Here is a 20,838-nt window from a genome sequence, read left to right as displayed (position 1 = left end):
AGGACTTGAGATGTTGATTCGACGGACAACAGTGCTGGCCCTGGCGTTGCTCGCCGTAGTGACCGCCGCGCAGGGGACGACGAAACAGAAGGGTCAGAAATACCTGGCCATGGCTCAGAAGACCAGCGCGACACCAGAAAAGACGAGCGCAATGGCCGAGCGCAATAAGGCGATAGCCGAGAAGAACAGGAAGGACGGAGAGGCCTTTCTGGCGGAAAACAAGGCCAAAGAAGGAGTCGTCACTCTGGAGAGCGGTCTTCAGTACAAGATACTCAAGGCCGGTGTCGGCGACAAGCCCACGCGCAGCGACATTGTCGTCGTCGAGTACCGAGGCAACTTCATCGACGGCACCGAGTTCTCCAACTCCCGCACGCGAGGCCAGCCGGGGATCTTTCCGGTCGGCAAAGCCATCAAGGGCTGGCAGCAGGCCTTGCAGCTCATGCCTGTCGGGTCCAAATGGCAGCTCTTCGTCCCTCCCCACCTCGCGTACGGTGAGCGCGGCGCGGGCGGTCTCATTCGCCCGAACGCCACGCTCATTTTCGAGACGGAACTGGTCGGCATCAAGCAGCCGGATGAAAAGGCTGTCGCCGCGGACGCCGGCCTCAAGGACATCAAGGTTTCTTTCAAAGTGGATTCGCGGCTCACCCGAGGCCTGTACATGGGAGATCGCTGGGTTTCGCCTCCCACCTTCACCCCCGCTCGCCAGGGCAAGACCTCCATCGTGGAGGCCGCGGCCGACGGCCTGAACGCCACGGGCAAGCGCGTCAAGATCCAGTCGGAATGGATCCCGAGCGATCCCGAGATGGTGGAGGTCACGCGCCAGGGCGATGACGTCCAGATCACTGTCAAACGTCCTGGCGAGAGCAAGTTGAAAGTGGTGGCTCAAGGAGTAACCAAGGAACTGGCCATCAAGGCGGTGGACCAGGGTGACTCGATTTCGGTGGTGATTGCTCAGTAGCGTTGCCCGAACCGCAATGCCATGCTTGCCACGACTGAACTGATCCGCAGGAATCCGGTGCGCGGGGGCAGGACGACGGCGGCTCCGCTGTCGTGGTTCGCCGTGATCGCGATGGCGTGCGCCGCGGCTGGCCTCGTCCTTGTACCGCCTGACGCTCGCGCCGCGGAGCCGGAAATCGTCGCTCGGGTGAATGGTGAGCCGCTTACTCAGGCGGAGTTCCAGCGCATGCGAGCCAATCCTCTCACCGTGCGCCAGCTTCAGCAGGAGCTTGGCGTCCAAGACCCGGGCGCAGAAGAGTTGGACCGCTTGGCATTGCGCAAGCTGATCCAGCATCGCCTGGTGCTGCAAGAGGCTCGCCTGAAAAAGATCTCCGTCAAGGAAAAGGAACTCGACGAGGCCGTCGCAGCGCTACGGCGCCGCTTCGGAGATCTCAAGGGCTTCGGCGAATGGATGAAGGAGCAGGGGTTCAACGATCGATCGCTGTTCGAATCCGTGCGGGGGGACGTGCTCGCCGACCGCGTCAGGGCTGCGCTGGTGAAGGATGTCCGCGTCACCGACGAGCAGGTGCAGCAGTACTACGAGACTCACAAGGAACAACTGAAAACCACGGAGGTCCGGCTTCAGATCATCGTTCTCAAGGACAAGGCGGCGGCGGAAGAGGCATTGACAGCCCTGCGCGGGGGCAAGGATTTCGCCACCCTGGCGCGCGAGCGGTCGGTCGGCCGCCGCGCGGCCAAAGGCGGCGATACCGGATGGGTCGCCTATGAAACGCTCTGGCCGCCGCTGCGAAAGTTTGTCAGCAGGATGAAAGTGGGACATGCCGGCGGCCCCCTTCAGAATGGCAATGAGTTTCTCGTTGTCCGGCTCGGTGATCGGCGTTCCGGAAGAACGGTGACCCTTGCCGAGGCGAAGCCGCAAATAGAGCCGTACGTCCTGGCTTTGAAGCGCCAGGAAGTTGTTCGAGATTGGCTGGCGGATAAGGAAAAGAAGGCAAAGATCGAAGTGTTGATGGGGCCTGATGCCAAACCCAAGATGAGCCATCCGCAGTCCGCCACCAGGTAATTGAAATGATTCCGACCGTCATGGAATCGCACGATGCGAAACCGCACCGGGACACGAGCAATTTTTTAAGGAGACGTCATGAAGCTCTTGATCGCCTTACGGCAGGTCGTGCTTGGGGTCGCTACGGCGGTCCTCATGGTCGGTTGTGGCGGCGGTGGTGATGGTGGCACCGGTGTCATTGGCCCCGGTGGCGTCACTGGCCCCGGTGGCGTCACTGACCCCGGTGGCGTCACTGACCCCGGTGGTGGCGCTGGTGGTCGGGGGGAAGCAGGGACGCTCATCGGCCACACGATCTCGACCACGGACTTCCACGGGACGCAACCCGATCAGACTCAAATACTGGGCCCGCGCAACACGGTCGTCGGCGATGGTGTCGAATTGACGAACGAATTCTTCGCGGGGTTTGCGACGATCGATTTTTCCGCCACCAGCATCCGAATCACCGCCGCCACCGATCAGCCGTTCGGCTACTTCGAGCTGCTTCGCTTTGCCGATACCAATGGCACGATCAGCCCCATCGCCAGTGTCACGGTTGATCCTTCAACGGATTACAGCGGCTTCAACGCGTCACGGCTGACTTTCACGGCGGACCGCATTGACGTCAACCTGACGGGCTCGCCCGGGCAGCGCGGCCAGCAGATCGTGCTCAACATCGTATTCGCGGCACCTTGATGCCTGGAGGGCAGGGTTTCTTTGCTCATCAATCCTTCTGGGTTTTGCTACGGTAAAAGCCCGCACGTCGAACTCGCCAATTCGATCGCCAGCGGCGCCTTCCTGCGCACGCGACGCGGCGCACGGCACGCTGCTCGAAGGACCCACCACCGCGTCTTTCACCAGTTCGGTAGCGCCAGTGATGAGTCTCGGCGTCAGCCACAACATCGATGAGCACTGGTCGCTGGGGTTCTCGCTTTCATACACCCGGCTCAGCACCCGAGCGACGCTCGTGACGGGTCCCGTCTAGGTGATGTGATCCGATCGTCATGCTGAACTCCGTATATCCCGACAAGATCGGGTTCGTGGACAGACGACCTGAAGAAGCTGGTGGCCTATCCGAGCCATCCGCGGGCCCCGATGCATATCCGCTGACGAGTTCCTCATCTGTAACGCGGACTTTTATGTCCGGCATCTCGTTCAGGTTTAGCTCGTCCCGGTCTGACCTGTTTCACGTCACTTCACCGACCATTCTGCGGTGTTTGTGAAGACCTTGGTCTATCACGCCTTGGGCACTTTGATGCCGTATCCAGCAGAGGGTCCAACCCGCTTGCGCTGAGCTTGATCTCTGCCCGATCAACGACAGCTCTTGCCGCCTTCGGCGTCATCTCACGCCAGTCTCTGATTCCCCTTCGGGAGGGAGGCATCCATAGCATCTGTTCGATGCCCACACGCGATCTTTTGCAGCGCTTGGGGGGCATTGCGCGCCCGGGCATCTACGATTTTGTTCCCGGGAACAAATCGTAGTTTTGTGGCCCCGCTCGTTATGTTCCGTCACCCCGGGCGGGCCGCGCCACCGGGGGCATGGGAGGCATCGGAACAGCAGTCCCAAGGACGAGCGCGAGAAGGTGTTCGAGCGCTCCTACCGCGCTACGCGACAGTCGGTCGCCGGAGCCCGGCTCGGCCTTTCGATCGTTCGATCGGTGGCCGAGGCGCACGGCGCCTCCGCGTTCCTGACGAGTTCGCTGCTGAGGGGGCTGCACGTGCAGGTAACGTTTCCCGGCGCCGCGATCACGGCTCCGCGCGATCAAGAGCTCGTGCGTCCAGCTTCGCTGGTACCCACGCAGCGTCTACGCAAGCGACGCCGGCCACCGCCTGATGGGGCGCGGCCGCCGCTGCGCCGGCTGGTTCAGGCGGGAGAGCAATGGGGCGAGCAATGGCGCCGGTGATTCGTTCCCAGAGGCTCTTCTTCTCAGGCGGCGCCGCGAAGAACGCATCGGCGCGGACCCGGTCGGCGGCGGCGCCGCGGCGCATTGCCAGCGTCTTGACTGCTTCGACCATCGGCGGCGGACCGGAGACATAGATGTTGGCATCGTCGAGCGAGTCGAAGTCCTCGGCCACGGCCTCGTGAAGATGCGCCTGGCGCGACTGCGGATCGGTGGCCTGCGAATACACCGGGACGAATCTGAACTTGTGCTCTTGCGAGTGCCGCCGCAGCAGATCGCCGGCATACATATCGGCCTCGGTGCGCACGCCGTGATAGAGGTGAATCAGGTTCGACGCCTGCCCATCGCTGAGGGCCGCGGCCAGTACCGAGAGCATCGGCGCGAGCCCGGTGCCGCCGGCCAGCAGCAGCAACGGGCCCTTGGCGGGTCCTGCCCAGTAGGCATCGCCGAAGGGAGCCTGCACCTCGACGCTGTCACCGGGCTTCAGCTTCGTGGCCACGTGCTGGCTGACCCGGCCCTCTGGCAGGACGCGGATGTGGAACATCAGGTGCTCCTCGCGGGGCCTGCTGGCCATCGAGTAGCTGCGCGCCGGCAGCTTGCCGAAGCGAAGCTTGGCGAACTGTCCCGGCCTGAAATCGAGCGTTTTTCCATGCGGCAGCGAAAGCGTCAACACGACCACGTCGTGGGCGACGCGATCAATCGAGAATACGCGCGCGGCGACCGTCACCGCCGCCGTGGCGGCAGCAAGCCAGCGGATGCGAATGTCGCCTACCGGCCGCGCGCGGCACGCCAGGATCAGTCCGTTAGCGCTCTCCTCGTCGGTCAGCGCATCGGGGCTGTAGCCATCCGAGCGGACCTCGCCTTCGAGCAGCTCGCACTTGCAGCTGCCGCATTCGCCGGCGCCACAGCCGTGCGGAAACGGGACGCCGGCGTCCAGCGCGGCCTCCAGGATGCGATGCCGACCGGCATCGATGGGTTGTTGCCAATCGGAGATGTGGATCAGAGTCACGTGCGGGTCGCCTTTGTACGAGGAAGTCACGTCGCCGCGCGCGAGCCCCGAGGCCGCGGGCGGCGACTCCGGGTTACTGCAAGGTCAGTCGCAGCGGCTGCATATGGCGCGTGTGCCGCACCTGGTTGTGGTCGAACACGGCGAACCACATGAACAAGTCGTCGGCGATCGGCAGGTCGAACTTCGAGCCGGTGTTCAGCGCCCGTTTCGCCTCCAGCGTCCACCAGCCGTCCTTCCACTGCGCGTGCGCCGTCACGTCGCCGCGGTCGCCGCCGAGTGGCTTGTCGTAGACCACCGAAGGGACGACCGTGCCGACGGGAATGGCCGCATCGAGGTCGGCGCTCCACGCAGCGACTTCGCTCTGGTGCATGGCATAGACGCCGTCGTCGCCGAGGTTCGGGTTCGGGTCGAATCGGCCCATCCGCTTCTGTTGCGCCGCCAGATCCTTCGGCAGGAACTTCGGCTTGACGAAGGCGCTGTCCTTGATCTTGTCGAAGTTCTGCTCGAAGCCGCCGCCGGTCTTCGGGTCTGTCGTGTAGCCGCCCGTATAGCGGGCGCCCGGCTTGGCCTCCATCGGCGCGCCGAAGTAGTTGTCATCGAACTGATTCGTCGCCCCGCTGCGCACGCTCTTCCAGTGCCAGACGTCGGCCAGACTGCCGTCCGTCGCTGCGTGCAGGCCCAGGCCGTTGGAGGGGGCGGGCTTGTCGGCCAGCGGCTTCGTTCCGAGCCGAACGGTGTCGCCGCCGGCGACCGGCGACCGCGCGAGCATCACGGCGAACTTGTCTTCGTAGTAGTCGTTCTCGTCGTTCTTGTCGTAGTTGGTCTGTAGCAGCTTCCATCCTTGCTCGGTCTTGATGAGGGGGATGTGCTTCTGGCTGCGCGTCTCGTCGGCCCAGCGGAACAGGAAGTAGGCATGTTTGTCGTGGTGCAGTGCGCGCACATGCACATCGACCTCGCCGCCCCTGAGCCCGAAGCCGCGACTCGTGTGCACGACCGCCTCGGTTGTGCGCTTCCAGACTTCATCGGCCGCGTCGCCGTCGAGCGTCGGCGCCGTCGGCGTCTTCGCCAGCACGAGCTGCGGCACGCTGCTGAGGTCGGCCATGTAGCTGACGGCGGCGCCCGCCAGCCCGGCGCTCAGCGCGAGCCCGGCACCGAGCCCGTACGCCAGCCGGGGTGTGACGATCTTGAGCAACTGGCGCAGCCCGCCGAGGATGACCTGCGCGATCACGTGCAGCACAACGTAGGCGACAAACGCCCACGAAAGCCCTTGGTGCACCAGCGCTAACGGCTCGGTTGGCAGCTTGCCGGGGAAGAAGTACAGCAGCATGCCGGTGACCGCCGCACCTGTGAGTAGCGCGAAGACGAACCAATAGACTAGCCGGTTGACGGCTTGCCAGCGCGTCGTGCGATCAGCGCTCCTGAGGCTCGCCAGTCGGAGCTTGAGGCGGCCGCCGAGACGCGCACCCCACAGGAACGCCACATAGCCGACGACGAGCGCGACGAGCGCAGAGGCGCTAACGAAATGCCAGTGCAGTACGTTGCCCTGCAGGAGCAGTACATCGACCCAGCGCAATACCGGGGTGGTTTGCGAAAGGCTTGCGATGCGCCAGCCGGTGGAAACGCTGATCAGGAGCGCCGCGACCAGCCCCCAATGCAGCAGCATGGTGGGCCAGTCAACGCGGGGGCGGGTCTTTGCAATGTGCATGTCGTTTCTCGATGGGATATGGACGATCTGACCCGTGGTAGGGACGAATTTAGCCGCGCACGATGCTTTCGCACCGTGTCTTGAAAGGGGACAGGTGGACCGGTCGCCGGCCTCGACCGTTGGAGCCTCGTCCGCCCAAACGCGGCAAGCGACCGGCGACCGGATCAGGAGTTCGCTATGGATCACAGCAGCGGGGAAGCCGCAGATCGGCCGCCCAACAGCGTGAAAGTAAAGTTTCGCTGCTCAGGCCTGATGACGTGTATGTAATCGTGTAATCGTTAAGTATGCTTAACACACACTTTTTGGCCTCTATCGAGAGGGTTGGGGTCGCCTGCGCCCCGAACGGCTGCTGGCCTGTAACTCAAGCACACTCTTTTTGCTTTTCGCGCCAACTGGCGAAAAGATCTCGAGATTCGGGACCGCGTCTACCTGAGACTCGGCCCATCTCCCAAGCACATCGGGCAGCGTGGCCCATTCGTGAACCTCGGCTCGGTCGAGACCGGCAAAGAGCGCGGCATCGAAGCGCTGGCTGACGCCGCCCCGCGGCAACCTGCGAATGTCGCCCAAGGTGCGGCAGCCGACCTGCGACAGCGTCGTGCGATGCGGGCGCCCGTGGCTCAGCATTTCCATCGGCGGGCCATTGAGCAGTTCGGCGAGCGGCCGCGCGAAGCCGTTGTCGATGCCAGCGCCCGCGAGGGCCACCGCGTCGAGGCTGGTCGGCGCCCAGGCCAGCGCGGCTACGACGGGTCGGCCGACTCCTGCCGGACTCTCTCCCGCAGCGCACGCTTGCCGCCGAACAGCCGGACGCTCGCTGCGAGCTTCATGACGATAGCCCCATCGACGACGGCGACCTGAGGCGTGAACTGAAGTGCCCATGTCGCCAGCCGCCGAGCGCCTCGTCATTGCACGGCGCGCTGTCGTCGGTGGCCGTGAACAACAGGCTGCCCAGAGCGACACGTTCGCGGAAGGCAAGCAGGCGACTGGGCTTGCGCAGCCACGGAGTGAGCACGGCGGACAGCCCGCCTGGGACCGAAGGCAGCACGATGGCGTCGTTGTGTGCCGGGTCGCGCGTTCCGAAGGACTTTCCGCGATAGCTCGCGGCCCGTCGATGGACCTTGCGTCACGTTCGTGGCGAAGCTCCAACCGACCATAAAGCCTTGCAATTCGATTGCGTGCGAGCGTCGACATCGACGCGCGCTGGGCTGATCGGATTGACCCATCGGTTTGCGCCCCAGTCATACGCGAAGTCAACAAGCGGTTGAGCCAGGGCGAGGCCTGATCTTCAAGAACGCTGCTCATCGGACTATTAGGCTACGCATAAGCGAGCTTTGGAAGCTCTGGACGAGCACAGCAGCTCAACAATGGGGTATTTGCCGAGTGCCAGCGGTTTGCGTCCGTGTTTCCGCAGATTCCGAACAGTCGGTCGGTGATCTATTCGCCGTCCAGCAATGACTCGACCAAGCCGACAATTTCCGCTCCAGTCGATTCGCCTTTCACCATGAAATGGTCCGCGCCATTGCGAAATGCAGCTTCGCGATACTCGAGCATGCCGTGGGTGCTGATCACGCAGATCACTGAGTTCGGAAAAGCCGCCTTGATCGCTTTGGTCAGATCGAGCCCCTTGCCCTGCGGCAGCCGGATATCCATGAAGATCAGGCCGAAGCGCATTGAAAACGCTTGGCGAATAGCATCCTCCCCATCGGCCGCCTCGTCGATCTGCATCGCAGGGAAGCGTTCCGCCAACAGCTGATGCAGTGACTGGCGATACGCGGCATTGTCTTCGACAATGAGCACCTTGAACATGATGGATGCCCCCCGAGTCGGACGGCTAAGAGTCGATCTGGAAACGTTTGTAGAGATCCAGCACCAGGGGCACATAGCGCTGCGTTTCGCCATAGGGGGGGATGCGGTTGCCGTGCCTCATCACCGCGTTTTCGCCGGCATTGTAGGCGGCAAGCGCCAGGTTGACGTTGTTGTCGAACATACGCAGCAAGTCCCTCAGGTACTGGGCACCGCCAACCAGGTTTTGCCGCGGGTCGAATGCATCCGAGACACCATAGCGTTTCGCGGTATCCGGCATGAGCTGCATCAGGCCGATCGCCCCCTTCTTGGACACCGCCTTCGGGTTGTAGCGAGATTCGACCGAGATCACGGCATGGAGCAACGCGCTTTCCAACCCGTAGATGCGGGACACCTCATCTACAATCGTGTCGTAGGCGAAGACGCGCGTATTGGCCTTTGCCGAGTCGGAAGTTCCTCGGCGACCGACGGATGGGCGCCCTGGGGCCAAGGTCCGCTCGGGTGCTCCGACCAGCAGGGTAAAGCGTGCATCCGTGGGCACATTGCTGAGTGACACCGAGCCATCCTCAGCGGTGTAAACGTAGATATTCGCCCACCCCGGTCCGCACAGACTACATCCGAGCAGCAATAGGGATGCCGCTATGAGCTTGCGTGAGATCATCCTCCAAGCGTAGGCACCTCACTTCCTCGGGACAATACGCTTGATACTGTAAGTTGGCCATGTGGACGCATGCTTCGCCGTCGCGTACCTGCGATGGTCGAGGCCGTCAAGGTCGTTGCATTGCGGCGCGGTGCCTCGAGAGAGCGGATTCGCGCCGGTCCGCTCTTCTCGGCCCAATCCGAGAAGCGCAGCCTATCGCGGCTCTCTCACGGGCGCTGGGGATCTCGCCTGACCCCATTGCAGCGCTGGTCTGTCATTGGACCACCAGTCCCTTTTCGATGGCATAGCTGGTCAGCATCGAGGCGTTGTGCAGATCGAGTTTTTTCATCAGGTTCGAGCGATGCTTCTCGACGGTCTTGATGCTCAGGCAGAAGTAGTCGGAAATGTATTTATTGGGATGGCCTTCGGCGATGAGTTTGAGCACTTCGCGCTCGCGATGGGTCAGCGTGCTCCAGGGGCTGCTGTCGGCATTGCCCGTCTTGCCGGTGCCCAGATAGCCATTGATCACTTTGCCCGAAATGTCTGGGCTCAGATACGTTTTGCCATTGAGTATGCTGCGCATCGCAACTTTCAACTCGTCGTGCGTTGCGTCCTTCAGCATGTACCCTTCGGCACCGGCTCGCAGGCTCGCGAGAATGTATTCGTCGGCCTTGTGCATGGTGAGCACCAACACGCGCGTGTCGGGGTTCCGCCGCTTGATATCCATGATCGACTCGATGCCGTTCATGCCTCGCATGGAGATATCCATCAGAACCAGATGGGGCGCCAGATTGGCAATGTCGCGGATCGCATCATGTCCGTTGTCGGCTTCGCCGACAACTTCGAAGTCAGGATCCTGCGACAGCAGGGCGCGCAGACCTGCTCTCAGAAGGGTATGGTCGTCCACGATAAAGATGCGTTGCTTCTTGCTCATGATGATCATCCAACCTTGTTCCTTTTCGGACATTTGCACAAAGCGCTGGTCCCGTATACGCCTGCAGACTAGTTTCGAGCCTGCATGAACACCCAGTCCGAATACTTGGCAGCTCCTTCGAAGTTCCTATCGGCGAGAGCGAAATTGCTTTTCTTCAGCGGCTCGTCGCTGGACAGGCTATACACCCCGTAGATCTCGCCGGCCGGCCCCTTGACCAAGCCCCACTCCGTGCTGCCTGTCATCGGGTCCGCATACATCTTTCGCAAGTGGCGCTGAATTCCTGGGTGGCGCGGATCCTGCAGCAACTCTTCCAGACTTAGGGGGGCCCGCCTGGCCTTCCCAGGCGTGTGCTTGGCATATCGGTAGAGAGCAAGCCGGAACTCCTGTCCGATAAAGAGCAGTTCACGCTCCTTTTCCCGTTTATGCGCCGTATGCCAGATTTGTCCCGAGGCAGCGAGGCCAACCCCCATCAGGGCGACGAGCACCAGCACGCCGATATAGGTGAATCCCCGTTCACGCTGAAGAGCACCGGCTACCATTTCTTGTACTCCGTGCCATCCAGCGCGATGCCCTCCGCGCCGCTCCTCACGTCAAACACGCCACCCATTTCTGGCTGAGCCGGCGGTATGCTGATCCAGGTCGCATTGCTCTCCGTGATCGGGTCGAGCGGCATGCTGCGCAAGTATTTGCCGCTGACCAGTTCATCGAGTGCACCGGGATACTTGCCCTTGTCGGCATGATATTTATCGAGGGTTTCGCGCATCAAGGCGAGGTTCTGCTTCAACACCGCCTCGCGTGATCTTTCCAGGCTGGAGAAGTAGCGCGGCAAGGCGATGGTCAGCAGCATCGCAATCACCGCCAGCACGATCAGCAGTTCGATCAGGGTGAAGCCGGACTTTTTCCTCTCTTGTGTCATGTGTCCGTCCCTTCCTACCATCTGCTGTATGGAATTCCGTTCAGACCGGTCCCGGACGCTCGCGTATAGACATCGAATACGTCTGCGCCCTCCTGCGGCGCGTCCGCGCTGCTTTCATAGCTGCGCTTGCCCCAGCTCTCTTCAGCCGTCCGAGTCGGGTCCGCAGAAAACGGATCGCGTGGAATGCGCCGAAGGAAATGAACTCGCTTTTTCTTCGCGGGATTGCTCGCATCATCCACCCCGTCAACCAGCACTTGCAGGGACGCGGGATAACCCGACTCGGTCCTGGCGCTCAGGGTCCGACCGTCTTCGACGGCTTTCTTGTAGGCGTCAAGGGCTGTGCGAATCTCTCGCAGTGCATGGCGCAGTTCCTGCTCCTTGCCGCGTTGCACGGCAATTTCTGCGAATGGAACGGCGATCGACGCCAGCACGCCGACGATCGCCACCGTCACCATCATCTCGATCAGGGTGAATCCATGACGTGTCGAGGCAAGGCGTGCGCTCATGGGATCACCCTGACGACGTAAGGTTCGGGTGCTGTCGCCGTCAGCGCCGCACCGCCAGGGCCAGTGGGGGCCAAGCGGCCGACGATGATCTGCGAATTGGGAGTGGTCGCAATGGCCTCGAACACCAGCGTGACCAGCGTGCCTGTCCCGCTGGCGCCATCCGGACTGCTGCCCGTGACGCCCAGCTGAATCTGGCCGCTCGCCTGATCGACGGCTTTTGACAAGATCAATGGCGCGTTGGTCTGCCGCAAGAAGGCTCCTTCCACAACGTCGACCGACCTGAACACCTCCGGGTTGAAAGTGACCAGCAGATCGAGCCGGTTCAGTGCCTGCTCGGAGTTGACATTGAGCGTCAGATTGACCTTGTCGCCCGGCTTCACTTGTGCGGGCCCTTGCCAGGTCAGCGCGACCGGGGCGGCCCGTGCGGGGGCGGGCGGTGCGGTGACGGCCGGTGGGGGGGCGGCCGTGTCGGTCGAGGCAGCCGGTGCTTGGATGGCCGGCGCAGATGCGGCCGGTGCGGGGCTCTGCGCACCCCGGCGAGTGGAGCGCCCAGGCAGCGGTGCCACTGCCGCTATTGGGGGCGCTGTCGACCCGCTGGCGAGGGACACGGTGCCCATAGGGTTCATGCTGAGCGTCCCGTTGCGCAGGCTGGACTCGGTGCCGCTCCAATACTCCACTTCACTGATGTCGGGCAGGCGATCCCTTGCGACGATGCGCGGGGTGATGGACAGCACGATCTCGGTTTTCGACCCGTTGTCCCTATGGCTCGAGAACAGCCGGCCAATGACCGGCAGTTGGCCAAGCCCGGGCACCTTGGTGGCAGTCTTGCGTTCTTCATCGTTGATCAGGCCTGCCAGGATCTGCGTTTCACCATCTTTCAGGCGCAGCACCGTGGTGGCGTTGCGGGTGCCGATCTCATACGCAAGCGAGCCCGATTGCGCGTTGAGCACTTCCTTGATGATCGAGCTGACATCCAGTGCCACTTTGATCACCACCTCGTTGTCCAGATTGATGTCGGGCTCCACATCCAGCTTCAGGCCAACGTCCAGGTACTGCACGCTGCCGGTGATGACCGGTGTGCCGGTGGAGAGCGGCGTTACCGCATTGGTGATCACCGGCACCCGGCTGCCGATCATGATCTTTGCCTTCTCCCGGTTGCGAACCCGGATGCGCGGGCTGGCAAGCACGTTGGTATCGCCATCTTCCAGCGCGAGGTTAAGCGTGGCGCTCAGAGGGGTGGCCAGCAGATCGTTGCGACCCAGTGCTCGCAATTGCCCCAGCGTAGAGGCCTCAGGCGGCGTGGCCAGGCCGAAGCTGCTCGGCCATCTGATCCCCAATTCGCTCAGTCGTGAGGTGCTCACTTCCAGCACTTCCACTTCCAGCATGACTTCGGGCTGATCGATGTCCTGATCGGCGATCATCTTTTCCGCAAGCCGGATCGCGTCGGGCGTGTCGCGCATCACGATCGAGTTGGTCTTCTCGTGAATGAAAACGTCCTTGGTCTTCAGCAGCGTCTTGACCATGGTAAGCATCTGCTTGGGATCGGCATTGGCCAGGTGAAAGCTCCTGATCTTCAGGTCTTGATATTCCTTGAGCTTTGCCGCTGTGGCCGGATAGATGAACACCGTGTTGTCGCTAATGACCTTCTTCTCCATCTGGTTCTGCAGCAGGATCAAGTTGATGGTGTCCTCCACCGACACATCCCTCACGAAGATCGAAGTTTTCAGATCGGCCTTGACGTCACGGTCCAGCAGCACATTGATGCCGCTGGTGCGCGACAGAGCCTCGAACACCATGTTGAGATTCGCGTCGCGGAATTGCAGGGTGACCGGTTTGGTGAACTTTGCCTTGAGAGAAGGTTCGGGCAACGCTTCCTTGGCCACCTGCTCGTTGATCTTCCGTTGCAGCAGCAGGGCTTTGCCGTTCCTAGGGCTTTCAAGCAAGACCGGTGCGAGGGCCGCCCGCGCAGCGTCGGTATCCCGCTTTTTGAGCAGGGCGTCCGCACTTGTCAGCGCCGCCTCGTGACGGGCGTCCATGTCCAGCATCTCGAGGCCGAACACCGCCCGGCTGTTGCCCGGATGGATGGCAAGAATGCGTTCATAGATGGCCCGCGCAGCCGCTGGCCGATCCGCTGCCCGTTCACTGTCGGCCGCTGCCAGCAGGCGACTCACCGCCAGGTTCCGGCTGCGCAAGAAGTCCGTTTGATAGGACACGTTGTCCGGATCTGCGCTGCTGGCTTGCGCCAGCTTCGCCAGGCCTTCCTCGGCCCGCCCCTGCGCGATCAGCGCCATGCCCTCCCGGTGCAACTGATGACCGGCGCATCCGGTCAGCAACGCCAGCAACAGGCTGATGACAATCCCGCTCATGGACGTGGCGATGGCAGCATGCATCAGGTCCCCCCAGCACTGACAGTTTGCTTGATGCCCAGCGGCAAGTAGATCAGCTCCAGCTGCCCGCCTGCCAGGCGCTCCACGCGGTAGGTCCGGTCGATCACGTCGCCCTCGGAAACCGTGTAGATCCGGTCCCCTTTGACCAGCATGATGATCCGCACCCCCTCATCCTCATAACGTCCCAGAAAGGTGAAGGGCATCGGAGGGGCTGTCGGCGGTGGCGGCGGCGTGGGTTTGGCAACGGGCTTCGGCGGTGGTGGCGGCGGCGGCACATGCCAGGTCATCGCCCCGAAAGTATTGCCGGCCAACTTCGCAGAGTCCGCGGGAGCATCGCGCCGCTGCAAACGCTCGAGCGCGATCGACGGCAGAGATTGCGCCGGCGCACGCGACACCTGCGGCGGGCGCGATGGCGATGGCGCCACCATCGGCTCTCCCGCGATATTCCAGCCTTTTCCTGAAACGGCCGACAAGACCAGCACCAAGGCCAGCGTGCCGAACAGCGCGTAGCGTCGCCACGTCCGCGAGCTCATGACGCGGTCCCCAGATGAATGACCAGCCGGACTTTGGCGTCCACCAGCGGATCGCCCACTTTTTGACGCTCGAACTGCACTTGTTCGAGAGAGACGGTCTCCATTTCCGCGTTCACGTCAGCGAGAAACCGGCGGATGATCTGGTACTCCCCCTTGAGCGGCAGGTTCATCTGAAGGCGGGTCAGCCTGCCGGTCTTGTCGCGTTGCGCCTTGTACTCGGCCTGTTGCAGAACCAGGCCGTGGCGCTTCGCGATGGCGGCGATCTTGCCGATCGAATCGGTCGAGTCCTGCTCGCTGGGGAAAAGCCGATAGAAGGCGGCGAGCTGTTCGCCCAGCGGCACCACTTGATTCGAGTCTGGGCCGGCCTGTGCAATGCGCTTGTGCAGCGAACTCGCGGCGAGGCGTGCCGCGTCGCGGCGCTGCTGCGCCGGTTGCAGGATCGAGAAGTAGAGACCCAGACACAGCGCGAGCCCGCCCGCACCCAGGGCGCCCGGCAAGCCTAGCTGGTGGCGCTCTCGTCGAATGGCGGAAGTCAGGTGAAGATTCACGGTGCGACTCCCTTCCAGTGGGCAATCAAGGTAAACCGTACCGGCTTCTCCGCGATATCCCGCTGGATCTGGTGGTTCTGCAGCATGACGGTGCCGAACACGTCTCGCGTCGAGAGTTCTTTCACATAGTTCAGCAAGACATCGAAATCCTTCGCTTCGCCGCCGATCTTCACCACGCCGTTGTGCAGGTCGGGTTCCAGCGACAGCAGGGCAACGTCCTTCCCGCCCGAACTCTCCACGGCGTTGAACAGCGCGTTCCACGGTAGGCCAAGCTGGCGCATCACCTGGTTGGCCTGTTTGACTTCCAGCATCTGCGCACGCGCTGCGTGTTCGGTCAGAGGGCGCGACACACTCGCGTGTTGACCTGACAGCCGTGCGGCCTGGTCGGCCTTGCTTTCCGAGAGGCGGGTCTCCTCGTTCAGCGTCTGGTAATAGCCGGTCATCGTGGCGAGCGTGACCAATGCCGCCAGCAGCACGGCGAGCCCGAGCCACGGCACGGGCTTGTAAGCGCGCTGGAAATCGAGCTGCAGGGCACGCATCGCGATCACCCCGGCCTCGTCATGACGAAATGCCCACCTTCCGTCGACGGAGGACTATCCGCCGGCGCAGGGTTGAACGCATGAAACTGCCAGCCATCGAGTTCCGGAAGCACCCTTTCGCCAGGATACAGATGCGCGACGTAAACGTCTTTCGGCACTGGCGGTTCATCGGCCAGGAACGCCTCCCTCTCAAGTATTCTTGGCAGTTCCTCGCTGCTTTCGATGCGCTGGCTGCGCACCCGCGAGAAGTGCCCATTGCGCAGCAGGGCGAGGCATAGATGGCCGGGTTCAAGCAGCGCGAACCACGCACTGCGCTGCCGCAGCCGGCGCCTGACATCGTTGAAGGCCGGCATCAGATGAGGTTGGACGGAGCGCAGGGCGATGCCTGGCCGGACGAACACGCTTCTGAGGCCGTCGAGCAATTCCGCATCGACGCCGCTGGCAAGTCTCGGCCTTTCAGGCGCTTGATGGCTCAGACGCAACTCCCACTGCAGCGCGGCCTTGCCGTATACCTTCGTGAAGCAATGGCGGGTATAGGACAGGTCCTCCTGCGAGTCAGCCAGCCCCGCCTGCCAGGGCACCAGGGTGTAGCCCACAAATTGGTTGGAGAGGACGACCGTGGCGGCCGTCCTTTCCTTCGCGACGGCAGGCAGTGCGGCCTCCAGCGCCAGCAGCGCGGGGCGCCATGGCTGCGCGGCGTTCGTGCCCTCGACGAAAACGAATTGTGGGTCGTCGATGGTGCGGCGAATGCCTCTGAGGGTGAGCGCACGCCGCATAGGCAAGAGTGTTACCCGTTCGGGGCACAAGAAGACCCGTAGTTCCTTATGCAACCAGGGTGACACGGTTGATCTCCTTCAGCGTGGTATGGCCTCGGCCGACCGTTTCCAGAGCGATTTCGCGCAAGAAGCGGGTGCCGTTGCGCCTTGCCGCCTCGCGGATCACGCGGATCGGCTGGCGGGCAATGATGGCTTCGCGGATTTCGTCGTTGAGATGGAGGATCTCGCCGATGGCGCGGCGCCCCTTGAAGCCTGTGCCGCGACAATGACCGCAGCCACGACCGGCGCGGAATGTCATGTTGTGCGCCTGTTCGGCAGAGATGCCGGATTCGGCCAGCAGGAGGGCGTCAGGCTCATCCGCTTCGACGCAATGCGGGCAGTTCATCCGCAGCAGCCGCTGCGCCATGATGCCGTTCATGGCGGAAACGAAGCTGTAGGGGTCCACTCCCATATGGATGAATCGGCCGATCACATCGAACACGTTGTTGGCGTGCACGGTGGTGAACACCAGGTGGCCGGTCAATGCCGACTGCACCGCGATTTGCGCAGTTTCGGAGTCGCGGATCTCGCCGACCATGATCTTGTCCGGATCATGTCGAAGAATGGAGCGCAGACCGCGGGCAAACGTCAGCCCTTTCTTCTCATTGACCGGGATTTGCAGGACGCCGGGCAACTGGTACTCGACCGGGTCCTCGATCGTGACGATCTTGTCCTGGCCGTGATTGATCTCGGTGAGCGCCGCATACAGCGTGGTGGTCTTGCCTGATCCTGTAGGACCGGTCACCAGCAGCATGCCGTAGGCTTCGCTGGCCAGGCGGCGCAGACGAGTCAGGGTGTGCTCGTCGAAGCCGAGATAGTCCAGGCGCAGCCCTTTGATCTGATCGGACAGGGTTTGCTTGTCCAGGATGCGCAGGACTGCATCCTCGCCGAAGATGCTGGGCATGATGGACACGCGGAAATCCACCTCGTGGCCTTGCACCGACACCTTGAAGCGGCCGTCCTGCGGGATCCGGCGCTCCGCAATGTCGAGTTCGGACATGATCTTGATGCGGGAAATGACCTGCTGCGCGAGCTCCATTCCGGCCAGAGACCCGACTGTGGTCAGCACACCATCGATGCGATAGCGAATACTCAGCCCGCCCTGCGTGGTCTCCAGATGAATATCGCTCACGGACGCTTTCAGTGCGTCGTATACCGTCGAGTGAACCAGCTTGACCACGGGGCTGGTGTCTTCACTGATGCTCTTGAATGACAGGTCGGCGGCCGCGTTCTGCGCGCTGGTGTCACGGGCGCCACTGGGCAGCAGGCCATCCATGGCATGCAGGGTTTCCTCGTGGCGTGTCAGATACGCCGCCACGTCGGCGTGGTGCGCAAGGCACCAGCTGAAACGGGCGGCCACGCGCTGCTCGGCCCACGCCTGGAGGTCGTCGTCGAAAGGATCGCCCATGACCAACACCAGCGCCTGGCTCTGGTCACGCAGGGCCAGGCACTGGCGTTCCACCGCCTCGGCAAACGGCAGCACGTCGAACGCGGGAGTCATGCGGCGCAGATCCTCCATCGTCGCGGCGGGATAGTGCAGCGTCGTTGCCAGCTCCTGCACAAAGCGCTGCGGATCGAATCCCGACTGTTCCTCCAGCACCTCGACGCCGGCGCGCCGCGCCTGACGCGCCGCGCTGCGCGCCGAGTGCACCTGCGCCGGCGAAAACCCCTGGCCGAGGTCGAGATCGAGGGGCTCTGACATGTTCATTGAATGCTCGCCGCAAGTTCAAAAATCGGGAAATACATGAGCACTACGATGCCGCCGATGACCAGGCCGATGAACACCATCAGCAAGGGCTCGAAGAGCTTGGTGAAGCGTTCGACCCAGCGCGCCGTTTCTTCCTCGTAAAACGTGGCGATGCGCTCCATCATCTCGCCCATGCGCCCGGTACGCTCGCCGACGCGCAGCATGCGCGACGCCACGGGCGTCGTGAGGCCGTATTGCTCCATGGCACTGGAAAGCGCATGGCCTTCACGGATGCGCGCCAAGGCCAGCCCGAGTTGGCCGCGCAGTGAAGACTCCAGCAGGTCGGACACCATCTGCAAGGAGCTCAGCACCGGCATACCGCCGCGCAACAACATGCCGAGCGAACGGTAGAAGCGGGCGAGCTGAAAAACGTGCAACCGTCTTCCAAGGCTGGGTAGCTGCCACAGTGCGCGCATCAGCCAGTGCTTGCTGGCTGGGCGGGTGGCCGCGTAGATCACTCCGAGCAGAGTGAGCAAAGCGGCTGCCAGAATGGCCGCGCCGTGGGCATCCAGCAGCTGGCCCCAGCGCATCAGCAGCCGCGACATCAGCGGCAACTCACCGCCGATTTCGGCATAGATATGGCTGAATCGCGGTACCACGTACACCATGAGAAACAGCGTCACCAAAGCGCCGACACCGATCAGCAGGAGTGGGTAGATTGAGGCACTGACCACCTGTCGCCTGACGGCATCCATTTGCGTCTGGTAAGCCACGTAGCGCGACAGTGCTTCCGGCAAGCCCCCGGTTTTCTCGCTTGCGCGCACGGTTGCCACGTACAACAGCGGAAAATTCGCTGGCGAATGTTGCAGCGCATGGGACAAGGTATGCCCTTCGTACAGGGTGGCGATAATTTGCACGAGCGTCTTTCGGACCTCGGCCTGCTGCTCCTTTTCGGCCAGGGCTTCCAGCGACTCCACGAGCGACAGTCCTGCTTCCAGAAGGGCCAGCAATTCCTGGCTGAACAGGACCAGGGGAAATCTGCCGGTGCCCGCCTTGTGCCAGCGCGGCCAAGCCGCTTTGGGACTGATCGCGATCACCGTATATCCCCGGTCTCGTGCCTGGTTTGCCGCATCGCCTGCGTCTACGGCATCGAAAGCGAAAGCCGTCAGCTCTTCATCGCCGCGCAATGCCTTGACCTGGTAGCGCATGGTGTTCGTTCCTACTACCAGTTCGTGATTTCGGCGGCTTCGCCCTCGCCGCCGGGCTTGCCATCCTTGCCGTACGACAGCAGGTCGTACTCTCCATGCTCGCCCGGCATGATGAAGACGTAGGGGTTGCCCCAGGGATCGGGCGGAACGGCTTTGGTGAGGTACGGGCCGGCCCACTTCGGCTCATCGGGAGGACGTTGGACGAGCGTCACCAGTCCCTGCTCCGTGGTGGGGTAGTGGCCGGTGTCGAGCCGGAACTGGTCCAGTGCCTTACCCAGCGCGTCGAGCTGGGCTCGTGTCGCCTTGACCTCCGACTTGCCGATCTGCGAAAAGTACTTGGGCCCGACGTAGCCGGCCAGCAGACCGATGATCATCATGACAACCAGCAGTTCGAGCAGGGTGAAACCCCGGCCGCTGCCGCCTGCGGAGTTCTTGGCATTCCCTGTGTGCTGCATTTCGATAGTCTCCGGTGTCTGTTTGAGCCGATCGACAAAACGCAAATGACTCAGCGCCGTACTTACCTTAGCGGCGCAAGTGCACTCTGGCTGTGGGTGGACCACCGTATACGTTCATACGCGGTGCACTGTATTTTTCTGATCGCGATCCTGTGCGGCCCTGATCTCTGGACACGACACTTGCGGTCCGATGCATTCGGATGCCCGACAGCAATCGATGGTGGTCGGGCAAATGCCTGACGGCCACAACACTTGAATGCAGGTGCCTTGCCCTGGCGCGGAAATCAGGTGATAGGTTCCTCCCGACAACGAGGCGCGCTCCTTCATGCTGAGCAGGCCCAGTCCCCTCGACTGGCCTTCCACCCACTTGACGGTGGTCGGATCGAATCCGCGGCCGTTGTCCTCGATCACCAGATGCAACGCACCATCGATACGAGCCAGGCGGACCCGCACCCGGTCGGCCACCGCGTGTTTGACGATGTTGTGGAACGCTTCCTGAAGAATGCGATAGAGGGTGATATGCAGCGCCACCGGTACCTCGTGCTCGGCGACATCGACCGTCCTCTCGAGCACGACGCCACTGCATACGGCGTCGAATTCACGGAAGAACCATGACAGCGTGGGCAGAATGCCGAGGTCATCGAGCATCGAGGGCCGCAATTCCGTGGATACGCGGCGCAACTCCACCAGTGCCTCCTCGACCCGGGGGGTCAGCTGTCGCAGCGACTCGCTGGCCTTGGTTGTCGCGCCCTTGTCAAGCAACTTGGCGGACTGCTCGATCGCGAGCTTGATAAGACTCAGGGACTGTCCCAGCCCATCGTGCAAGTCCAGCGCAATCCGCCTGCGCTCGTCCTCCTGTATCGATACCAACAGGCCGGAGAGTCGTCGCAGTTCTTTCCGGGCCTCACGCAATGCCTGCGCTGTCTCTTGGCCAACAGGGTCCGCGATTAGCTTAGGAAGCTGACCATCGGCCTGGGTATGCGTGATGCTGAAGATAGCGCTCGCTGCTTTCAAGCCGAGGGGTGCGCTGCCCGCCCGGCCCAGATCGATACTGCCTGCCGCTGCATCGATCCCGTACGTGGCCGCGGCGCCTGCGCTCTCGCTGCTGGCGAGGGCGTCATTGACTAACGTCTCATTCAGAAACGCCACGCCCGTCGAACCGGCGAATCTCATTGCACCAGCAGCCATGAGGGGACCATCCGCAGCTGCCCTGCGTCCGTGCCTGGAAGCCATCCTCGACCCCCTCTCTTGTGCAATGC

At 62.6% G+C, this 20,838-nt stretch carries 21 protein-coding genes and 1 pseudogene; 4 read left to right on the top strand and 18 right to left on the bottom strand.

All coding sequences use genetic code 11. From position 1 onward, the window contains the following. Positions 1-10 precede the first annotated feature (10 nt). From ACSQ89_RS24335 to ACSQ89_RS24320, 4 genes and pseudogenes are all read left to right on the top strand, one after another. A complete protein-coding gene (locus ACSQ89_RS24335) occupies positions 11-958 on the top strand; it encodes an FKBP-type peptidyl-prolyl cis-trans isomerase (RefSeq protein ID WP_436293420.1) in 948 nt (315 codons plus the stop codon). A gap of 21 nt (positions 959-979) precedes the next feature. Then, positions 980-2,020 (top strand): peptidyl-prolyl cis-trans isomerase, encoded by a 1,041-nt coding sequence (locus tag ACSQ89_RS24330; protein WP_436296548.1) that lies wholly within the window; start codon positions 980-982, stop codon positions 2,018-2,020. Between the two features lie 78 nt (positions 2,021-2,098). After that, positions 2,099-2,692 carry a hypothetical protein gene (locus tag ACSQ89_RS24325; RefSeq protein ID WP_436293422.1) on the top strand — a complete coding sequence of 198 codons (594 nt, stop codon included), beginning with the start codon at positions 2,099-2,101 and terminating at the stop codon, positions 2,690-2,692. Positions 2,693-3,480: 788 nt separating this feature from the next. Further along, positions 3,481-3,720, top strand: a pseudogene (locus tag ACSQ89_RS24320) (ATP-binding protein); the annotation flags it as partial. Positions 3,721-3,742: 22 nt separating this feature from the next. On the opposite strand, the gene ACSQ89_RS24315 reads toward ACSQ89_RS24320, so the two are convergent. The 18 genes from ACSQ89_RS24315 to ACSQ89_RS24230 form a co-directional block, all read right to left on the bottom strand. Next, positions 3,743-4,906 carry a 2Fe-2S iron-sulfur cluster-binding protein gene (locus ACSQ89_RS24315; RefSeq protein WP_436293423.1) on the bottom strand — a complete coding sequence of 388 codons (1,164 nt, stop codon included), beginning with the start codon at positions 4,904-4,906 and terminating at the stop codon, positions 3,743-3,745. 73 nt (positions 4,907-4,979) lie between these two features. Beyond that, a complete protein-coding gene (locus ACSQ89_RS24310) occupies positions 4,980-6,611 on the bottom strand; it encodes an ethylbenzene dehydrogenase-related protein (RefSeq protein ID WP_436293424.1) in 1,632 nt (543 codons plus the stop codon). Between the two features lie 309 nt (positions 6,612-6,920). Next, positions 6,921-7,313: a hypothetical protein gene (locus ACSQ89_RS24305; protein WP_436293425.1), complete on the bottom strand. Its 393-nt coding sequence runs from the start codon at positions 7,311-7,313 to the stop codon at positions 6,921-6,923. Between the two features lie 729 nt (positions 7,314-8,042). After that, complete coding sequence (locus ACSQ89_RS24300; RefSeq protein WP_436293426.1) at positions 8,043-8,414, bottom strand: response regulator transcription factor; 372 nt, start codon at positions 8,412-8,414, stop codon at positions 8,043-8,045. Between the two features lie 25 nt (positions 8,415-8,439). Further along, the gene (locus tag ACSQ89_RS24295; RefSeq protein WP_436293427.1) at positions 8,440-8,967 is read right to left on the bottom strand and encodes a lytic transglycosylase domain-containing protein; all 528 of its coding nucleotides are present in this window, start codon (positions 8,965-8,967) and stop codon (positions 8,440-8,442) included. A gap of 358 nt (positions 8,968-9,325) precedes the next feature. Beyond that, a complete protein-coding gene (locus ACSQ89_RS24290; protein ID WP_436293428.1) occupies positions 9,326-9,985 on the bottom strand; it encodes a response regulator in 660 nt (219 codons plus the stop codon). Between the two features lie 68 nt (positions 9,986-10,053). Next, positions 10,054-10,524, bottom strand: a complete 471-nt coding sequence (locus ACSQ89_RS24285) for a type II secretion system protein (protein ID WP_436293429.1) — start codon at positions 10,522-10,524, stop codon at positions 10,054-10,056. Further along, complete coding sequence (locus tag ACSQ89_RS24280; protein ID WP_436293430.1) at positions 10,518-10,901, bottom strand: type II secretion system protein; 384 nt, start codon at positions 10,899-10,901, stop codon at positions 10,518-10,520. Before ACSQ89_RS24280 ends, ACSQ89_RS24285 begins: the two co-directional genes overlap by 7 nt. Before the next feature lie 14 nt (positions 10,902-10,915). Then, on the bottom strand, positions 10,916-11,407 hold the full coding sequence (locus ACSQ89_RS24275) for a type II secretion system protein (protein WP_436293431.1): 492 nt from the start codon (positions 11,405-11,407) through the stop codon (positions 10,916-10,918). Beyond that, positions 11,404-13,797: a secretin N-terminal domain-containing protein gene (locus ACSQ89_RS24270; protein ID WP_436296547.1), complete on the bottom strand. Its 2,394-nt coding sequence runs from the start codon at positions 13,795-13,797 to the stop codon at positions 11,404-11,406. Before ACSQ89_RS24270 ends, ACSQ89_RS24275 begins: the two co-directional genes overlap by 4 nt. Next, positions 13,797-14,327 (bottom strand): hypothetical protein, encoded by a 531-nt coding sequence (locus ACSQ89_RS24265; RefSeq protein WP_436293433.1) that lies wholly within the window; start codon positions 14,325-14,327, stop codon positions 13,797-13,799. Before ACSQ89_RS24265 ends, ACSQ89_RS24270 begins: the two co-directional genes overlap by 1 nt. Further along, positions 14,324-14,875: a type 4a pilus biogenesis protein PilO gene (gene pilO, locus ACSQ89_RS24260; protein WP_436293434.1), complete on the bottom strand. Its 552-nt coding sequence runs from the start codon at positions 14,873-14,875 to the stop codon at positions 14,324-14,326. The genes ACSQ89_RS24265 and pilO overlap by 4 nt, the downstream gene beginning before the upstream one ends. Further along, entirely contained in the window at positions 14,872-15,423 is a 552-nt protein-coding gene (locus tag ACSQ89_RS24255; protein ID WP_436293435.1) for a hypothetical protein, read from the bottom strand. Before ACSQ89_RS24255 ends, pilO begins: the two co-directional genes overlap by 4 nt. Further along, positions 15,420-16,190 carry a hypothetical protein gene (locus ACSQ89_RS24250; RefSeq protein ID WP_436293436.1) on the bottom strand — a complete coding sequence of 257 codons (771 nt, stop codon included), beginning with the start codon at positions 16,188-16,190 and terminating at the stop codon, positions 15,420-15,422. The genes ACSQ89_RS24255 and ACSQ89_RS24250 overlap by 4 nt, the downstream gene beginning before the upstream one ends. Before the next feature lie 46 nt (positions 16,191-16,236). After that, positions 16,237-17,931 carry a GspE/PulE family protein gene (locus ACSQ89_RS24245; protein ID WP_436293580.1) on the bottom strand — a complete coding sequence of 565 codons (1,695 nt, stop codon included), beginning with the start codon at positions 17,929-17,931 and terminating at the stop codon, positions 16,237-16,239. Between the two features lie 2 nt (positions 17,932-17,933). Beyond that, positions 17,934-19,124, bottom strand: coding sequence for a type II secretion system F family protein (locus tag ACSQ89_RS24240; protein WP_436293437.1), 1,191 nt, complete (start codon positions 19,122-19,124; stop codon positions 17,934-17,936). Between the two features lie 14 nt (positions 19,125-19,138). Beyond that, positions 19,139-19,579 (bottom strand): type II secretion system major pseudopilin GspG, encoded by a 441-nt coding sequence (gene gspG / locus ACSQ89_RS24235; RefSeq protein WP_436293438.1) that lies wholly within the window; start codon positions 19,577-19,579, stop codon positions 19,139-19,141. A 114-nt stretch (positions 19,580-19,693) separates the two neighbouring features. Next, on the bottom strand, positions 19,694-20,752 hold the full coding sequence (locus tag ACSQ89_RS24230; RefSeq protein ID WP_436296546.1) for a sensor histidine kinase: 1,059 nt from the start codon (positions 20,750-20,752) through the stop codon (positions 19,694-19,696). Positions 20,753-20,838 lie beyond the last annotated feature (86 nt).

Source organism: Variovorax sp. LjRoot175 (assembly GCF_964253805.1).
Lineage (GTDB): Bacteria > Pseudomonadota > Gammaproteobacteria > Burkholderiales > Burkholderiaceae_C > Variovorax.
The sequence above is the reverse complement of the archived record's forward strand: the minus strand, read 5'-3'. Positions and strand labels throughout refer to the sequence as shown.